At 35.5% G+C, this 17,995-nt stretch carries 12 protein-coding genes; 5 read left to right on the forward strand and 7 right to left on the reverse strand.

The annotated features are described in order from the left end of the window. Positions 1–6: 6 nt before the first annotated feature. The 7 genes from JI747_RS16060 to kduI all read right to left on the reverse strand — a co-directional run bounded on the left by JI747_RS16060 (position 7) and on the right by kduI (position 8,664). The gene (locus JI747_RS16060) at positions 7–1,470 is read right to left on the reverse strand and encodes a tagaturonate reductase (protein ID WP_225689888.1); all 1,464 of its coding nucleotides are present in this window, start codon (positions 1,468–1,470) and stop codon (positions 7–9) included. Positions 1,471–1,746: 276 nt separating this feature from the next. Next, positions 1,747–3,279 (reverse strand): MFS transporter, encoded by a 1,533-nt coding sequence (locus JI747_RS16065; protein WP_225689889.1) that lies wholly within the window; start codon positions 3,277–3,279, stop codon positions 1,747–1,749. Positions 3,280–3,446: 167 nt separating this feature from the next. Then, complete coding sequence (locus tag JI747_RS16070; protein ID WP_225689890.1) at positions 3,447–4,106, reverse strand: beta/alpha barrel domain-containing protein; 660 nt, start codon at positions 4,104–4,106, stop codon at positions 3,447–3,449. 226 nt (positions 4,107–4,332) lie between these two features. Beyond that, positions 4,333–5,340: a sugar kinase gene (locus JI747_RS16075; RefSeq protein ID WP_225689891.1), complete on the reverse strand. Its 1,008-nt coding sequence runs from the start codon at positions 5,338–5,340 to the stop codon at positions 4,333–4,335. A gap of 280 nt (positions 5,341–5,620) precedes the next feature. Then, positions 5,621–7,018, reverse strand: coding sequence for a glucuronate isomerase (uxaC, locus tag JI747_RS16080; protein WP_225689892.1), 1,398 nt, complete (start codon positions 7,016–7,018; stop codon positions 5,621–5,623). Between the two features lie 18 nt (positions 7,019–7,036). After that, positions 7,037–7,819: a gluconate 5-dehydrogenase gene (locus tag JI747_RS16085; RefSeq protein ID WP_039370758.1), complete on the reverse strand. Its 783-nt coding sequence runs from the start codon at positions 7,817–7,819 to the stop codon at positions 7,037–7,039. 8 nt (positions 7,820–7,827) lie between these two features. Beyond that, positions 7,828–8,664: a 5-dehydro-4-deoxy-D-glucuronate isomerase gene (kduI, locus tag JI747_RS16090; protein ID WP_225689893.1), complete on the reverse strand. Its 837-nt coding sequence runs from the start codon at positions 8,662–8,664 to the stop codon at positions 7,828–7,830. Positions 8,665–9,544: 880 nt separating this feature from the next. Here kduI and JI747_RS16095 point away from each other — a divergent pair. From JI747_RS16095 to JI747_RS16115, 5 genes are all read left to right on the forward strand, one after another. Then, positions 9,545–12,559: a SusC/RagA family TonB-linked outer membrane protein gene (locus tag JI747_RS16095; RefSeq protein ID WP_225689894.1), complete on the forward strand. Its 3,015-nt coding sequence runs from the start codon at positions 9,545–9,547 to the stop codon at positions 12,557–12,559. Positions 12,560–12,569: 10 nt separating this feature from the next. Then, complete coding sequence (locus tag JI747_RS16100; protein ID WP_225689895.1) at positions 12,570–14,393, forward strand: RagB/SusD family nutrient uptake outer membrane protein; 1,824 nt, start codon at positions 12,570–12,572, stop codon at positions 14,391–14,393. Between the two features lie 80 nt (positions 14,394–14,473). Beyond that, a complete protein-coding gene (locus tag JI747_RS16105) occupies positions 14,474–15,496 on the forward strand; it encodes a pectinesterase family protein (protein WP_225689896.1) in 1,023 nt (340 codons plus the stop codon). A 34-nt stretch (positions 15,497–15,530) separates the two neighbouring features. After that, positions 15,531–16,943 (forward strand): pectate lyase, encoded by a 1,413-nt coding sequence (locus tag JI747_RS16110; protein ID WP_225689897.1) that lies wholly within the window; start codon positions 15,531–15,533, stop codon positions 16,941–16,943. 33 nt (positions 16,944–16,976) lie between these two features. After that, entirely contained in the window at positions 16,977–17,984 is a 1,008-nt protein-coding gene (locus tag JI747_RS16115; RefSeq protein WP_225689898.1) for a DUF4861 family protein, read from the forward strand. Positions 17,985–17,995 lie beyond the last annotated feature (11 nt).

The raw sequence follows: 17,995 nt of genomic DNA on the forward strand, positions 1-17,995 counted from the left end.
GATTTCTTAAGAATAAGATTGTATAAAATTGTTATATGCAGTTTCTACGCCATTGTTATCAATTTCCCACAACGCTTTTACGACTGCATCTTTCAGTCCGTCAACCTGAATCAGGTCTGTTCCCCAGAAAGTTGTTTCACTTAATGCTAATTCAGCAACTTTCTCATACTCACCGTTTGCCCAGATCTCTTTAAATTTAGCAACAATTGATTCCTCATCGTTGATTGGCAAAGATTTTTCTCCAAAACTTCCTTGGTAGAATCTGATTAAACTTGCTAAAGAAAATGTCAAATTCAATGGTAATTTTTTATTGATCTCAACATATCCCAACAAACTCGGAAGAACTCTTACTTTAAATTTAGAAACAAAATATAAAGCAATACTTGCCTGATAATGCTTGATAAAAGGATTTCTGAATCTGTCAAAAACTTCTTCTGCAAAATCTTTCAATTCGTTTTCATCTAAGCCTAAAGTAGGATTTACCTCATTGAAAATGGTTTCACTTAAGAATTTACCTATAAATGCATCATCAATAGACTCTTTTACCGTTTCTTTTCCGGATAAAACTGCCGGAGCCAACATCAATGTGTGACCGCCATTCAGAATTCTCACTTTCCTTAAACGATACGGCTGAATATCATCAACTACCAAAATCTGTTCGTTGATTTTATTGAATGGAATTCTTTCATTTAAATTTCCAGCTTCCTGAATCACAAAAAGTAAGAAACATTCAGAAACAACCATCATTTTATCCTCATAATCCAACTGATCTTCATAAGATTCTGCGTCGTCTTTTGGATACCCCGGAACAATTCTGTCTACTAATGTATTATGGAAATAATTATTTTGGTTAATCCATTGCACAAATGAATCTTCTAAATTCCAAAGCTGAGCATATTTAATGATAATATCTCTTAATGCAAACGCATTGTTTTCAATTAATTCACAAGGAATAATTCTCAAACCTTTGTCTGATGCTCCGTTGAAATGTTTGAATCTTTCATACAACAAAACCGCAACTTTCGCGGGGAAATTCTTGTGCGGGCCTTCGTAAGAAGTTTCTGTCCCGTCGTAAGCAATTCCTGTTTCTGTTGTATTGGAAAAAATAAATTCTAATTCGTCTTCTTTTGCCAACGCTAAGAATTCATCATAATTTGTATAAGGATTGACTGACTTCTGAATTGCAGAAATTACCTGCTTATCATCATGAATTTCTCCTTTTTTAATTCCTCTTGTAAAAAGCGTATATAAATTGTCCTGCTCTTCTAATTTGTGAACGGAACCATTTGGAGTGGGTTGCACGTTTACAATTCCTGCATTGAATCCTGCTCCTTTATTTAATTTATCAATCACATAATCTGTGAATCCTCTCATGAAATTTCCTCCTCCAAATTGTACAATTTTAATGGGAAGCTTTTCCTGAGAACCGTTTAATTCACGATTTAATTTTTGTTTTATCTGATTTTCCATCTTTCTAACTCGATGATTTTGTTTTTAACGCAAAGGGCGCTAAGATTTTTCTTTTTAAAACTTGATGTATATTTTTAAGTTTGCAAAGGCGTTGCACTTAAATAAGATCACAAAGTTTTAATTCAATTTTACTTTCTATATTTATTTATAACCATTAAGATTTGAATGAAGGAGTTAAGATGATTTAAGAGAAATAAATTTCTTAAGCCTGTTTTCTAATTTGCTTGCAAATTCTGAACAGCCCTTAACTTCCTAATTTTCTTAATAGTTCAAAAATTATTTAATGACTTTATATTTTGGAACCAATGTCTTCATTACAGTCCATGCAATCAGGTAAGCAACCGCACATACTGAAAATATGATCATATATCCTTTATCAATTCCGTCTACGACTACTGCTCCGGATTTTTTCAATTGCTCGAAGAATCCGTCCGGTAATCTTTCGTTGATATATTGCGGATATTTTTCCAATAAAGGAATTCCATCTACTGTTGACCAGGCTTTGTGAGCGTGATCAAATAAGACTCCTGAAGATTTATTGATAATGAATGAACCGATTCCTCCTGCCATTCCTCCGATTCCGGTAATAGTTGCAATGGCTTTTTTCGGGAACATATCGCCTACTGTTGAGAAGATATTTGCTGACCAAGCCTGATGCGCCGCTCCCGCAATACCGATAATTAAAACCGGAATCCAATATGTAACTGAACCTAAAGGTTGTGCTAAAAGCGCTAATAATGGGAAAAATGCGAAAATCAACATCGCTTTCATTCTTCCTGAGTACGCGTTCATTCCTTTCTTTTCCACAAAATATTTTGGCAGCCATCCTCCAATGATTGACAATAAGGTAATCATGTAAAGAACGAATAAGGGCAATGCACTTTGCGTGGAATCCATTTGGTAAACCGAACTTAAATACGCCGGAGTCCAGAATAAAAAGAACCACCAAACACCGTCTGTCATAAATTTACCAAAAGCAAATGCCCATGTCTGTCTGTGACTGAAACATTCTTTGAAGGAGAATTTTCGTTCTTCTGTTTGTGGTGCGTTTTCTTCAACTTGAAAATCTTCCTGATCCTGCTGAATATAGGTTAGCTCGTGTTCGTTTACTTTATGATGTTCGTGAGGTTTTTTATAATAAAATACCCAAAGTCCCATCCAAAGAAAACCTAATGCACCAATAATGATAAATGCCCATTCCCACCCCATTGATTTTGCAATGAAAGGAATCGTAATAGGCGCAGCCAAGGCTCCCACTGTAGCTCCTGCATTCCAGATACTTGTAGATAATGCTCTGTCTTTTTTAGGGAAATATTCAGCAGTCGTTTTAATTGCTGCCGGGAAATTTCCGGCTTCTCCAATTGCCAATACAAAACGTGCAAAAATAAACAGTGAAACACTGGTACTGATAATCGCTGAAGTATTTGAAACTGTTCCTATTAATTCTTTAGAACCATGAAAACCTGCCGACCAACTCCCAGTAAGGATTCCAGATGTTGCAATTCCACAAAATGCATGTAAAATAGCTCCGACAGACCAGATTCCGATTGCCCAAAGAAACCCTTTTTTGGTATCCATCCAATCCACAAATTTTCCTGCGAAAAGCATTCCTACTGCGTAGAAAATAGAAAATAAGGCGGTAATATTTCCGTAGTCATTATTGTTCCAGTGAAATTCCGGAGCAATAAAATCTTTCCATGTCAATGATAAAACCTGACGATCCAGATAGTTGATCGTTGTTGCAATGAACAACAATATACAGATTGTCCATCTGAAATTTGTAGGTTTAGAAGATTTAACTGAACTCATATTAGTTTTAGAATTAGTTCGTTTTTTATTTTTAATAATGAGGTTTGTTTTTAGCGCAAAGGGCGCAAAGATTTTTTTGCAAATAATTCTGTTGACTTTTAAGTTCACAAAGGCGTTTCACTTAGCTAAGAGCAGAAAGTCTTTTTATTCGCGTTATTTTTTCATTATTATTTTAAAGTCTGAATGATTTCCAGCACTTTTTTAGTTTCATTTTCAATCGTTGCATAGTCTTTAGCAAGCATTAATTCTTTGCTTACCAACTTGCTTCCCATTCCGACTGCAGAAACACCGGCTTTGAACCAGCTTTCAATGCTTTCTTTCGTAGTATCAACTCCACCAGTCGGCATAAATTTCAGATTAGGAAAAACATCTTTGATCGCACTCATGAATCCGGTTCCTAAAGCATTCCCAGGGAATAATTTAACAAAAGTTACTCCTGAATTTTCAGCTTCAATAATTTCGGTCGGAGTCATACAACCAGGACTATACAACACATCTTTTGGAATCAGAAATTCTGCTACTTCCGCAACAAAACCCGGACTGATGAAAAAATCTGCACCTGCTTTATAATATTCTTCAGCTTGTGCTACATTTTTTATCGTTCCTATTCCCAGAAGCATATCCTGCATTTCTGCATTACGAACTTCTATCATTTTAGTAAAATTACTCAACGCAGCTTCACCACGGCTTGTATATTCTACAGCACGGATTCCTGCTTTGTAAAGTGATCTTAGTATTTCTAAAGTTACCGTCTCATCAGCATTGTAATACAGAGGCAAAATCCCCTGATTGATGATAGTATTGGTAACAGTTTGAATTTTTGTCATTTTTGTTTAATTATCTTGTTTAAAAATAATTTTTGATAGGGTAAAATCTATCCTTTAGTGTGCTGTATATTTTTAACGCAAAGAGCACAAAGATTTTCTTTTAAAACTGAATGTATATTTTTAAGTTCGCAAAGGCGTTTCACTTAAATAAGGTCACAAAGGTTTTGTATTTTAACTCTAAATAAGTTGCTAAAAACTATCAACTAACAACCATCAACAAAATCTCCTACCTCTTAATTCTTCCTCCGGAATTCCCAGCCATTACTTCCAAAATATCCTCTACGCTGCTGTAATTAATGTCTCCTAAAATGGTATGTTTTATCGCACAGGCTGCGTTGGCAAAATTCAAGGCTTTTTCGTCATCCAAATTAATCAGTCCATAAATTAAGCCTGCTGCAAAAGCATCACCTGTCCCGATTCTATCGACTACAGGATTTACTTCCAACAGTTCAGTTTCAAAATAATTATCATCAACTAAAGCTCTTCCCTGAGTCTGCTGAGAACTTGCCGTAACCCCGATTCTTATTTTGTCGAAAATCTTATGGACAGAAGGAATTTGTTTTTTTAATTCTTTGCAGGCTTCCAAGAAACCTTCTTTATCTGAAGAGAACTGAGTTCCTAAAATTTCATTAATTTCATTCACTCCACCAATGAAAATTGTTGAATAGCCTACCAATTCTTTTAGAACATCATTCCCGTTTTTGCCATATTTCCAGAGATTGGAACGGTAAGCCGGATCGGTTGTCACTTCAATTCCCAGTTCGCGGGCAGTTTGCAAACCTTCTTTTAAGGCTTCATAAGCCGCTTTGGAAATTCCTGGGCTGATTCCTGTCCAGTGAAAATACTCGCAACCTTCAAGTGCTTTTTTCCAGTCAATTTTTTCAGGCTGAATATTAGCGAAAGAACCATTTAATCTGTTGTATGCAATTCTGCTTGCACGAACTGATGATCCTACTTCTAAAAAGTACAAACCTAAAGGATGCTCATTTTTAGAAATAAAATGAGTATCAATTCCGAAACTTTTAACAAAAGAAAGAGCTGATTCTCCTACAAAATCATCTGAAACACTGCTTATATGTTTTACGTCACAACCCATTGTTGCCAATGAAGACGCTACATTAAGCTCTGTTCCTCCGAAAAAAAATTCCATCTCATGGCTTTGCTTCATCGTTCTGTTTCCGGGTGGCGAAAGTCGCATGATGACTTCTCCGAATGTGACTATTTTGTTGCTCATTTTTACAAATGTTCTTAATTTATTGAATATCTGTTTTTTTTAACGCAAACGGCGCAAAGATTTTTTTAATAGAAAAATTACAGATATTTCTTTTTTATTTAAACCGTTAAGATGTATTTAGTAGTTTAGAAAAGTTAAGTAGAGTTTCACTTTAAATTTCTTAATTTTCTTAATGGTTTAAAATTTTATTTTTATCTCTCACAGATTGAGCAAATTTTGCAGATGATTATGTTAAAAAAGATCTGCGTAATCTGCTCAATCTGCAAGAGTTTTTATTTATTTAAAAATCAAAATAATTTTTAGCATTATGATAACAAATATCAGAAATTATTTTTCCAACATGTTCCATATCATCCGGTAATTCCCCGTTCTTCATTTCTTCTCCAAAAAGATTACACAATACTCTTCTGAAATATTCGTGTCTTGGATAAGAAAGGAAACTTCTTGAATCCGTCAGCATTCCAACAAAGCAGCTGATCAATCCCATATTGGAAAGGGCATTCATTTGCTTAATCATTCCGTCTTTCTGATCAAGGAACCACCATCCTGAACCGAATTGTACTTTTCCTTTGATGCTTCCATCATTGAAATTACCGATCATTGTTGCGAAAATTTCATTGTCGGCAGGATTTAAGTTATATAAAATCGTTTTCGTTAATTTATCTTTTCCATCTAAAGTATTTAACAATTTAGACAGCGTTTCAGCCTGAACGAAGTCACCGATTGAATCCCAACCTGTATCCGGACCCAAAATCCTGTGCATTCTTTCGTTATTATTTCTCAAAGCTCCTAAATGAAACTGCTGAACCCAACCGTATTTGTGGTAAGCTTCTCCTAAGAATAATAAAATGGCTGTTTTGAACTGATTTACTTGTTTTTCAGCAATTACTTTTCCTGAAATTTTATCATTGAAAATAGTGCTTACTTCTGCTTCTGAAGCTTCTTCAAAAGAAATATTGTTCAGTCCGTGGTCGCACAGTCTGCATCCGTTTTCGTGGAAATATTCAATTCTTTTGGTTAAAGCATCACACAACGTTTGGTAAGAGTTGATTTCAATTCCTGCAGATTCGCCCAGTTTTGAAATATAATCTGCGAAATTGTGGTTTTCAATTAAAATTGCTTTATCAGGACGGAAAGCAGTACTCACTTTAATAGAGAAATCACTTTTTGCCAAATCCTGGTGATAATTCAAAATATCTGTAGGATCTTCTGTTGTGCACAGCGATTCTACATTCATCATTTTTAATAAACCTCTTGTTGATTTTTCAGGAGTCTGAAGCTGAGATGAAATATTATCGTAAATTTCTGATGCATTGTCTCCATTCAACAATTCATCGATCCCGAAATATCTTTTCAATTCTAAATGTGTCCAGTGATACAAAGGATTTCTCAAGGTATATGGAACTGTTTTTGCCCAGGCTTCAAATTTTTCTTTGTCTGAAGCATCTCCCGTGATGAATTTTTCGTTCACGCCCATGGTACGCATTGCTCTCCATTTGTAGTGGTCACCTGCGATCCAAACCTTTGAAATATTTTCGAAAACAGTATCTTCTGCAATATCTTTAGGAATCAAGTGATTGTGATAATCAATGATCGGTTGTTTTTCTGCGTACTTGAAGTATAGTTCTTCAGCGTATTTATTTTGTAATAAAAAATTATCAGTAATAAAAGGTTTCATTCTAGTCTAATTCTGTTGTTATTCATTAGCAGGTTTCCCGATGGTTGCCAGAATTCCGCCATCAACGTAAATAATCTGTCCGTTGATGAACTTACTTGCATCCGAAGCCAAGAAAATGGCTGTTCCTGCAAGATCTTCCGGATTCCCCCATCTTCCTTCCGGAGTTCTGCTGATGATAAAATCGTTAAAAGGGTTTCCATCCACTCGAATAGGTTCTGTCTGAGAAGTCGCAAAATATCCGGGACCGATCCCGTTCACCTGAATATTGTGTTTTGCCCATTCTGTCGCCAGATTTTTGGTAAGCATTTTGAGACCGCCTTTTGCAGAAGCATACGCTACTACATTGTCACGACCCAGCTCACTCATCATCGAGCAGATGTTGATGATCTTTCCGGATTTTCTTTTAATCATATATTTTCCAACTAATTTGGACATGATAAAAGGTCCTGTAAGATCTACATCGATTACTTTTCTAAAGTCTTCTACTTCCATCTCAATAGCCGGAATACGTTTGATGATTCCTGCGTTATTGACAAGGATGTCTATTTTTCCATGGGTAGCTTCCATTAAAGCTACTTTCTGAGCGGCTTCCAGTTCGTCCGTCACGTCAAAAAGGTATCCGGTTGCTTTATATCCTTTGGAATGATAATAGTTTAAAGCTTCCTCTAATTTTGACGGCGTTGTACTTGTGATCGCCAATTCAGCACCTGCAGCGGCAAGACCTTCTGCCATTGCCATTCCTAATCCGTGAGTACCGCCGGTAACGACCGCTACTTTGCCGGATAAATCAAATAAATTCATTAGAAAAATTACTTTAATTCGTTAGTTTTAACAGCGTCCATATCACCGTAGTCCATATTTTCTCCTGCCATTCCCCAGATAAAGGTGTAGTTGGAAGTTCCAACGCCTGAGTGAATAGACCATTCCGAAGACAATACCGCTTCATTATTTTTCATAAAAATATGACGGGTTTCATTAGGCTGACCTAAGAAATGGCTTACAGCCTGACCTTCCTCCAAATCAAAATAGAAATAAGCTTCCATTCTTCTTGTGTGCGTGTGAGAAGGCATTGTGTTCCAAACGCTTCCTTCGTGCAGCTCGGTCATTCCCATTTGTAGCTGACAAGTTTCTAATACACTGTTTACAATCAGTTTATTGATTGTTCTTCTGTTTGCGTATTTTGTTTCGCCTAATTCTACAATTTCAGCTTCGTTTTTCGTGATTTTCTTTGTAGGGTAAGAATGATGAGCTGGTGCAGAATTGAAATAAAATAAAGTCTGACCTTCATTTCCGTTTTCAAAAACTACATCTTTTGCTCCTTTTCCAATGTATAAAGCTTCTTTATTTCTCAGTTCGAAAACTTCGCCATCTACAGTGACCTTTCCGGCTGCACCTACATTGATGATTCCCAGTTCTCTTCTGTCTAAGAAATTTTCTGCTTTAAGATCGTCTGTTGGTTCCAGTTTCAAAGCGCTTTTTACAGGCATCACTCCTCCAACAATCATTCTGTCGTACATAGAATACACTACATTGATCTGATCTTCATTAAATAAATCATTCATCAAAAACTCCCTTCTCAGTTCTTCAGTTGTATATTTTTTTACATCTTCGGGATGATGGGCGTAACGAAATTCTGATTTTGTCATACTACTTTATACTTTTTCTTTTTGCGGTTTTATCAAACCTGTTAAACATTGCGTAATCGATTGCATAAAATTACACTAAAAAATGATAGAAATACTTGTGGGATAAATATATAATTATTCTTCAATTAGTTAACAAAAAATTAATTTAATTTTTCAACAAAGTGATTATCAGTTAAATAAATTAAAAATCAGAAAAGAAATTAGAAATTTTTCAAGAAAATATTGTGGTTCAGATTAACCAAAATTAATACTCAACTTAAGTTTAAATATAAAATCGTGCCAAAATAAAACACTCAAATTCACAATATTGATTCGATAAAAATAAGTTAAAATTGATCTTTATATTATATACAATAAGATTAATCTTTATTAAGTCTAAAATTTAATCAAAAGCACCACTCTAAAAAGATGACAAAAATCAGGAAAAGAGCAAAAATTTTCTCCTTGGGTATGAATTTGGGGAATTTTTAAGATATAAAAACAATCATTTTTTAAGGAATTTTTAAGTTTTTGAATCTTAAACAACAATTTTTTTTATTTTTTTTCAAAATAATCACAAAGGTTGATATTCAGACACAAATAATTAATTATCAAATATTTAAATCAACCTAACGAACAAACGTTTTGTTTATTTTAAGATTTTAAACAGTCAAATTAATGAAAAAATAACATTTTTTTCTTTGCGTATTGGAAAATAATATTAGTTTAGGAGCCGAGATATTTTATAATAAAAAATTACGCAATCGATTGCACATTAAAATGCGTAAAATTTTATAAAAATATTTACTACTAAAAAACAGGAAAATACTTACAAAATCCACTAAAAAAGCACAAAGACTGAAAAGACTTTCAACCAAAATTAAAACTATAAGGATACAAAATGGATAAAAAAGTACAATCTATAAAATGGTTATATTTAACTGTTTTTCTACTTCCTGTCCTTGCAATGGCTCAACAAAAAGAACCAAAAAAGGAAAAAGAAACCACGATTGATGAAGTGGTTTTGGTAGGCTATACAAAAGTTTCCAAGAAAGATGTGACGAATGCTGTTTCTTCTGTAAAGGCAGACGCAATAAAAGATATGCCTTCTACGAATGCAGCAGAGGCAATTCAGGGAAGAATGGCCGGAGTACAGGTTTCACTAAGTGAAGGTTCGCCAGGTGCTGATGTGGATATCGTCATCAGAGGAGGAAACTCTATTACCGGGAGTAATGCCCCACTTTATATTGTAGACGGAGTTCAGATGGATAATGCACTATCTATCTTATCTCCAAAAGAGATTGAATCTATTGAGGTTTTAAAGGATGCATCTTCTACCAGTATTTTTGGTGCAAGAGGAGCTAACGGTGTTGTTTTGATCACCACAAAAGGAGGTCGTAAAAAAGCGAAGACCTCTATTAATTATAATGGTTTTCTTGGAGTAAGAAAAATCCAAAATACTATTGATGTATTAGATCCATATCAATATGTTCTTTATCAATATGAACTGTACTATAAAAATGGTATTGATACTGATAAGACAATTTTTAATAACCGTTATGGAACCTACGATCAACTGAGTAAATACAAAGATGTAAAAAAGAGAGATTGGCAGGATGAAGTTTTTGGAAGAGAAGCGTTCAACTTTACCCATAATCTTTCTATTACGGGAGGATCGGACAATTCATCTTTCTCATTATCATTAAATAATGTACAGGAAGACGGAATTATGATTGGCTCCGGATTTAAAAGAAACATGGCCAATTTCAAATATGACTATGACTTATCTAAAAAGGTAAGTATGACTTTAAATGCCAGATACAGCAGACAAACTATTTTCGGTGCAGGAACATCTTCTACAGGTTCGCAAGGAACCAACAGATTAAGAAATGCTGTAAGATATCAGCCATTTGAAGGAGGGTCTACTGTAAACGTAGATGATTTTGATCCTTTGTTTGCTAATGAAACCAATCTTGTAAACCCTATTCTTTTAACGAATAATGAGGTAAAAGAAAATGGGAGAAATGATTTGCTTCTTAATGGAATCTTAGAATATAAAATCAATAAAGATTTTACTTTCAGAAGTGTAATTGGATATGTTCAAAGAGATGAATTTGTCAATCAGTTCTCAGGTCCTATTACCAGTCTTGCAAGACAAAACAATGACCAACCTGTTGTTTTCTTAAGCAAAACACAATCCCGAAGAATTACCAATACTAATACATTAAATTTCAGAAAAACACTGGGAAATCATAAATTAGATTTACTAGTGGGGCAAGAAATCGTTAAGACTGATGCTGAATCATTAACAATGAATGTCAAATGGCTTCCTAAATCGATAAGTGCTCAGGAAGCATTTGCTAATATCCAATCTGTTGCAGCTCCTTCAGGAATGGTACAAGATGCTCCAAAAACAAATGTTTTGCCTGATCGAATAGCTTCATTTTTTGGAAGAGCCAATTATATTTTTAAGAATAAATACATCTTAACAGCATCTATGAGAGCCGATGGTTCTAGTGTATTTGGCCCAGGAAATAGATGGGGATATTTCCCGGCAGCATCTTTAGCATGGAAAGTTGCTGAAGAAGAATTTTTAAAGGATAGCAAAGTAATTAGTGAATTAAAACTTCGTGCAGGCTACGGTTTATCGGGAAATAACAGAATCGCAGCTTTCTTATATGATACTTTCTTTATTACATCATCCGATTATGGATATGCATTCGGAACCAATGTAACTCCAGGAGCTACCACTGGAAACATCATGGCAAACCCTGGTGTTAAGTGGGAATCATCATCTTCTAAAAATATAGGTTTAGATTTTGGTTTATTTAAAGGAAAAGTATATGGTACTCTTGATTTCTATCAAACAGATACTAAGGATTTATTACTTATGGCAAGAATTCCTCAGACATCGGGTTATGAATACCAATATCAGAACTCAGGAAGCACGACTAATAAAGGTGTAGAATTCTCAGTAGGAAGTACTATCATCAACAACAAAAATTTCACCTGGAAAATTGATGCCAATATATCTTCAAACAAAAACACGATTAAAAGTTTAGGAAATAGTGCTTCGGCTACTGCTAATTCTTATTTATACCCTTCAGGATGGCAAAACAGTTTAAATGATTTCTTAGTACAAGTTGGTAAACCGGTAGGAACTTATTGGGGATATGTAACAGCCGGAAGGTATGAAATAAGTGACTTTAATTACGACCCAGCTACACAAGTATATACTTTGAAAGCAGGTATAGCAAGCTCCGCGGCAGTGGCTAACGGTGCAAAAGCAGTACAGCCAGGAGATTTAAAACTTCAGGATCTGAACGGAGATGGCGTTATTGATACCAAAGATATGACTGATTTAGGAAATGCTCAGCCTAAATTCTATGGTGGCTTCAACCAGACTTTCCGTTACAAGAACTGGGACATGAGCTTGATGTTCAACTTCTCAGTAGGTAATAAAGTATATAATGCCAACAAGATTGAATATTCTACGCAATATTTGTATAAAGATAACAATATGCTAGCAGAAGTTGCTAACAGATGGAGATGGTTTGATGATGCAGGAAATAAAGTAAATGATCCAACAGCATTAGCAGCTTTAAATGCTAATACAACAGGATGGACCCCACCAGCAGGAGCTTATTTCCTTCATTCATACGCTATCGAAGATGGGTCTTTCTTAAGATTAAACAACGTAACTATAGGGTATTCTCTTAGTAAAGAATTTACTAAACAGTTAGGTCTTTCAAATTTTAGATTGTATTTTACAATGAATAATGTATTCACACTCACAGGATATTCTGGATATGATCCAGAAGCCAACACAAGAAGAAACCCTTTAACACCTGGAGTAGATTATGCAGCTTATCCACGTAGCAGATTTATTTTATCAGGAGTTGATATTACTTTTTAAACCTAAAATTATGAAGAAAAATAAATTTTTAGCAATTATATTTTCCATTACAGGATTAATTTCATTAAATTCATGTGACCAATACTTGGATGTAGAAAGCTTATCGAATACAGCTGAAGCACAGCAATTTGATTCTGCTCCAGATACATTTTCTGCATTAGTAGGAGTTTACAATTCTACTATGGGTGACAATACCTATGGACAGAGAATGAATCTTATCCTGTCACAATCGGGAGACGATTTAAGAACGTCAGGTGACTATAATGCTAATGATAGAAGAGGAATTAGCTGCTTTGGAGCTATTCCTACCAATACAGAGCTTTTAAAACCTTTCCTTGATACTTATGCCGGGATTGAAAGAGCAAATCTTGTCATTAAAAACATTCCAATCTCTCCTGTATATCAGACTGGTTCTGCTGATGACAAAAAACTAATGGACAGATACCTGGGAGAAGCTTTAACATTGAGAGCTTTATTTTATTACGATCTTATCAAGAACTGGGGTGATGTTCCTTTTCAGGATGTTCCTTCAGCAGATCTTCCGAGTGTATATTTAGCGAAAACAGACAGAGACGTTATCTATGAAAAACTTCTGGATGATTTATTAAAAGCTGAAAACCTTGTTCCTTGGAGATCTGAAGGAAATACAACTGCACAGAGAATTTCAAAAGGAGCCGTTAAAGGATTAAGAGCAAGACTTGCTTTGGCAAGAGCGGGCTATTCATTAAGAAGAGCTCCTCAACAGATGTTACAGGGATCTAATCCTCAGAAGTACTATCAGATTGCTTACGATGAGTGTAAAGATATCATCAACTCCGGGCAGCACCAACTGAATCCTAGCTACGAAGGGATGTTCAGAGCATTACATACCAATTCTCAGGATGCGACCAATGAGGTGATCTATGCAATCGGAGCATTTGGAGGAAACTCAAAAACAGATAGTAAAATCGGATATTACAATGGATTGAGACATGATGATACAGACTGGAAATCTTCAGGAGGGATCAGTGCCATTCCGGTATATTTCTATGAATTTTCAAAATATGACCTAAGAAGAGATGTCAATGTTGCTATTTTCAGAGTAAATACTTCAAAACAGGAAGAGCTTCAGACTTCTATCAACTGGAATGACGGAAAATTCAGAAAATCTTGGACGTCTATCACAGGAACTTCTCAGAACCTTGGGATCGATTGGCCAATGCTTAGATATGCAGATATCCTTCTTATGTTTGCAGAAGCTGATAACGAACTTCACAGTGCGCCTTCTCAGGATGCCATCAATGCAGTTTTAGCAGTAAGACAAAGAGCTTATACAGGAAACTTAGGTCAGGTAGGAACTATTCCTACAGATAAAACAGGATTCTTTAATTATATCGTAAAAGAAAGACAATTGGAATTCGGAGGAGAAGGACTTAGAAAGTATGACCTGATCCGTTGGAATTTATTGGAAACTAAAATTAACGAAACAAGAACTAAGCTTACCCAGTTCATGAATGGTACAGGAGCTTACGCGAATGTTCCGGAATATATTTTCTATAAAAAAGTAACCTATACACCTACGAAAACAGCTCAGCAAAACATTACAGACATCGATTTCTATACTGCGACAGGAGTTGCAAAAGCAGACGTTTTCTACAGTTCGAACCAAAGTGTGGCAACACCTTCCGGCTACACAAAAGTAAACTGGAGATTAGCGATGACTCAGCCCTACATCAGTGGTGACCCAATCAAAAGTTATGCATACTATTTTGAGCCTAACAAAAAAGAATTGCTTCCAATAGCTCTAGATGTTATTAACTCTAACTACAATCTTACACAAGATTACGGATACTAGATAAAAATTTTACATTCATATCAAAAAATACAGGCTTCATCCCACAAAGAGAAGTCTGTATTTTAACTAAAAATTTTTCAATGAAAACTTCCACTTTTATTAAAAATTTAACGTCACTTTCAATTTTTTCGATCATCCTGCTAAGTCTTCTTTCTTTTAAAACTGCTGATAAAACAATCGTGGTTTCAAAAGACGGAAAAGGCAACTTTACCACAGTACAGCAAGCCATCGATGCCGTTGAAAATGGTTCTTCCACGAGAACAAAAATTTTAATTAAAGCAGGAACTTACAAAGAAAAAATCACCATTCCTGAAACAAAAGGAGCAATATTACTGGAAGGTGAAAATCCTCAAACTACCATCATCACCTACGATGATTTTGCTTCAAAAAAGAATTCGGAAGGAAAAGACATAGGAACTACAGGCTCTTCGACCATTTTCATCCATTCTAATAATTTCACAGCAAAAAATATTTCATTTGAAAACAGTGCGGGAAGAGTCGGACAAGCGGTTGCTGTATTAACTTCAGGAGACAAAATTGTATTTGAAAACTGCAGACTTCTGGGAAATCAGGACACTTTATACCTAAAAGGAGTTCAGGATTCACCAGACAAAACAAAACCGTCAAGAAATTATTTTAAAAACTGCTATATCGAAGGTACGACTGACTATATTTTCGGAGCGGGAACCGCTGTTTTTGAAAAATGTACAATTTACTCAAAAGAAACTGCAAGCTACGTTACAGCTGCTTCTACTCCACAGGAAAACGAGTTTGGATTTGTTTTTATCAATTCAAAAATCATTGGAAATGCAAAAGAAAATTCAGTGTATTTAGGAAGACCTTGGAGGCCATTTGCTAAAACGGTTTACATCAATTGCGAGATCAGTTCAACTATAAAACCTGAAGGATGGCACAACTGGAGCAAACCCGATGCGGAAAAAACCACTTTTTATGCAGAATTCAATTCTAAAGGAAGCGGATCAGACATTTCAAAAAGAGTACCTTGGTCACATCAGATAACCAAAGAAGAAAGTAAAAAATACACAACACAGAATATTCTGGAAGGAAAAGACAACTGGAACCCTTCAAAAAGTTTAAAATAAATTAAACCTAAAAAACACCAAAGAATTTTCAGTCATGAAAAAACACCTCACAAAGCTCTTCACGATAGGAATTGTATGTGGTATTTCCACATTCATTAACGCTCAGAATGTGTTAAGCTTTCCCGGTGCAGAAGGTTTTGGAAGATATACAACCGGAGGTCGTGGCGGAAAGGTGTATGCAGTGACCAAACTTTCAGATGACGGTTCAGAAGGAACTTTAAGATATGCCTTAGAACAGAAAGGTCCGAGATATATTATATTTAAAACAGGAGGAACCATTTACCTTGAATCTCCTTTAAAAATAAAAGAAGGCAACGTTACCATTGCCGGACAAACCGCTCCCGGAGACGGAATCACGGTTGCCAATTACGAAACTTTTGTCGGCGCAGACAATGTGATTATCCGCTATATGCGTTTCAGAATGGGCGATCAGAAAAATTATGAAGGCGATGCGTTAGGAGCAAGATTCATCAAAGGTTTGATTGTCGATCATTGTTCGATGAGCTGGTCTACAGACGAAACCGTTTCCATTTATGTGAATGAAAATACCACCCTTCAATGGTGTCTGATTGCAGAAAGTCTCAGAAATTCAGCCCATCAGAAAGGCGCTCATGGATATGGCGGAATTGCAGGCGGAAAATTCGCATCCTTTCATCATAATATGTATGCGCATCACGACAGCAGAAACCCCAGATTGGGAGAATACGCAGGAAGCAAATTTGCATTGACCGATCTTACCGATTTCAGAAATAATGTTATTTACAACTGGGGACACAACAACGTATACGGCGGAGAAGGAATGAATGTAAACATTGTGAACAATTACTACAAACCTGGCCCTGCAACAATGACCAGACAACGAATTGTTGCCATCGATAAAAATGAAAAACCTGAAACAGAAGTTTACAATATCTGGGGAAAATATTATATCAGCGGAAATGTAATTGAAGGAAATCCTGAAGTAACAAAAGACAACTGGACGGAAGCCGTTTTTTCACAGATGAAAGCTTCTTATCATTTGACAGACAAAGATAAAAACGAAATAAAGATTAATACCCCTCACGATATTCAGAATAATATAAAAACACACTCACCAAAAGAAGCTTATGATAAGATTTTACAGATTGGAGGAGCAAGTTTGGTAAGAGATGCTGTTGATCTTCATGTATTGAAAGATGTAAAAGACGGAAGCTTCACCTATAAAGGTTCAAAAGGGAGTTCCAACGGGATCATCGATTCTCAGAAAGATGTCGGTGGATTTCCCAACCTGAAGCAGGGAACACCACTTCCCGATTCGGACAACGACGGAATGCCCGATGAATGGGAAATTAAACACCAATTAAATCCCAAAGTTGCCAATGCCAACGGAAGAGATTTACATAAGGACTACGACAATATTGAAGTATATCTCAATGATGTCGTGAAGAAAATAACCGAAAAACAATAATCATGAAAACTCTTTTTTAAAATCGGTTACCCAATGAAAAATAGTATGAAATTGAACGGACTTAGAATATTAGCTGTAGGAGTATTAATATCTTCAAATTTTTCGGCACAGACCTCGGTGATTGAAAACATTAAAAAGAACCCGAAAATGCCTTTTTCTTACGCAGAACTTTCTGTAAAAGAAGGCAGAAAATGGGACGGTAACAAGTACGTTGGCGGAACTTTCAAAAACATTCAGGAACTTACACTTCCCGAATCTCATACCGACCATTCTACCTACATCAGATATGAAGGGATTGGTTTGGAAAATAACCAAATCGCGTACAGATTATATCTGGACTGGAGAAATGCAACAGATATTTTCGGTAAAAAAGTAAATACTCTGGTTCTGCCTGAGGTAGGACAAGACGGATTTGAATCTTATCATCACGATGCAGCTTGGGGACAAGACGTTTTGAAATCCGGTCGCACTATCGGTGTTGGCTCTTACGGAAGATATGACGAGCAAAATGATTTTGTTGAAACCTTCAAGATCGTAAAAAATACAACTGCAAAAGTCGTTAATGAAAAAGATCAATCTTATGCGACCATCAATTACAAAGGATGGAAAACCTGGGGCGATGCGATCGATTTGCAATCTAAACTCACAATCTTCAACAAAGACCGTTTTGTAAAAGTAGATTTAAGTTTAAGCAATACCATTTCTGGTTTATGCACCGGAATTGTTGCCATTAAAAATATTCCGTTAAAACAGGGAATCAGTCAAAATAAAAAATGGGCTTATATTGCTACATACGGTAACCAAACCGAAACCAAAAAAGACGACAATCTGGGAATGGCAGTCTTCTACCCTCTCGAAAACTTTGATAAATATGTGAAAACAAAATCTACCCATACCATCGTTTTCAAGAAAACAAAAAACGTTTCCTATTACTTTTTAGGAGCCTGGTCTTTAGAACCTAATGGATTAACAACCGAAGAATCTTTTTATCAGGATTTAGATAAAAAACTGGAATTTTTAGATAAAAACAACCAACTTTAAAATTAGAACGC

The sequence above is a fragment of the Chryseobacterium tagetis genome (genome assembly GCF_016735585.2).
Classification (GTDB): Bacteria; Bacteroidota; Bacteroidia; order Flavobacteriales; family Weeksellaceae; genus Chryseobacterium; species Chryseobacterium tagetis.

Excerpts from the sequence above, each read along its gene's own strand:
- JI747_RS16060 (WP_225689888.1), bottom strand. The coding sequence starts at position 1,470 with ATGGAAAATCAGATAAAACAAAAATTAAATCGTGAATTAAACGGTTCT.
- JI747_RS16065 (WP_225689889.1), bottom strand. The coding sequence starts at position 3,279 with ATGAGTTCAGTTAAATCTTCTAAACCTACAAATTTCAGATGGACAATC.
- JI747_RS16070 (WP_225689890.1), bottom strand. The coding sequence starts at position 4,106 with ATGACAAAAATTCAAACTGTTACCAATACTATCATCAATCAGGGGATT.
- JI747_RS16075 (WP_225689891.1), bottom strand. The coding sequence starts at position 5,340 with ATGAGCAACAAAATAGTCACATTCGGAGAAGTCATCATGCGACTTTCG.
- uxaC (WP_225689892.1), bottom strand. The coding sequence starts at position 7,018 with ATGAAACCTTTTATTACTGATAATTTTTTATTACAAAATAAATACGCT.
- JI747_RS16085 (WP_039370758.1), bottom strand. The coding sequence starts at position 7,819 with ATGAATTTATTTGATTTATCCGGCAAAGTAGCGGTCGTTACCGGCGGT.
- kduI (WP_225689893.1), bottom strand. The coding sequence starts at position 8,664 with ATGACAAAATCAGAATTTCGTTACGCCCATCATCCCGAAGATGTAAAA.
- JI747_RS16095 (WP_225689894.1), top strand. The coding sequence starts at position 9,545 with ATGGATAAAAAAGTACAATCTATAAAATGGTTATATTTAACTGTTTTT.
- JI747_RS16100 (WP_225689895.1), top strand. The coding sequence starts at position 12,570 with ATGAAGAAAAATAAATTTTTAGCAATTATATTTTCCATTACAGGATTA.
- JI747_RS16105 (WP_225689896.1), top strand. The coding sequence starts at position 14,474 with ATGAAAACTTCCACTTTTATTAAAAATTTAACGTCACTTTCAATTTTT.
- JI747_RS16110 (WP_225689897.1), top strand. The coding sequence starts at position 15,531 with ATGAAAAAACACCTCACAAAGCTCTTCACGATAGGAATTGTATGTGGT.
- JI747_RS16115 (WP_225689898.1), top strand. The coding sequence starts at position 16,977 with ATGAAAAATAGTATGAAATTGAACGGACTTAGAATATTAGCTGTAGGA.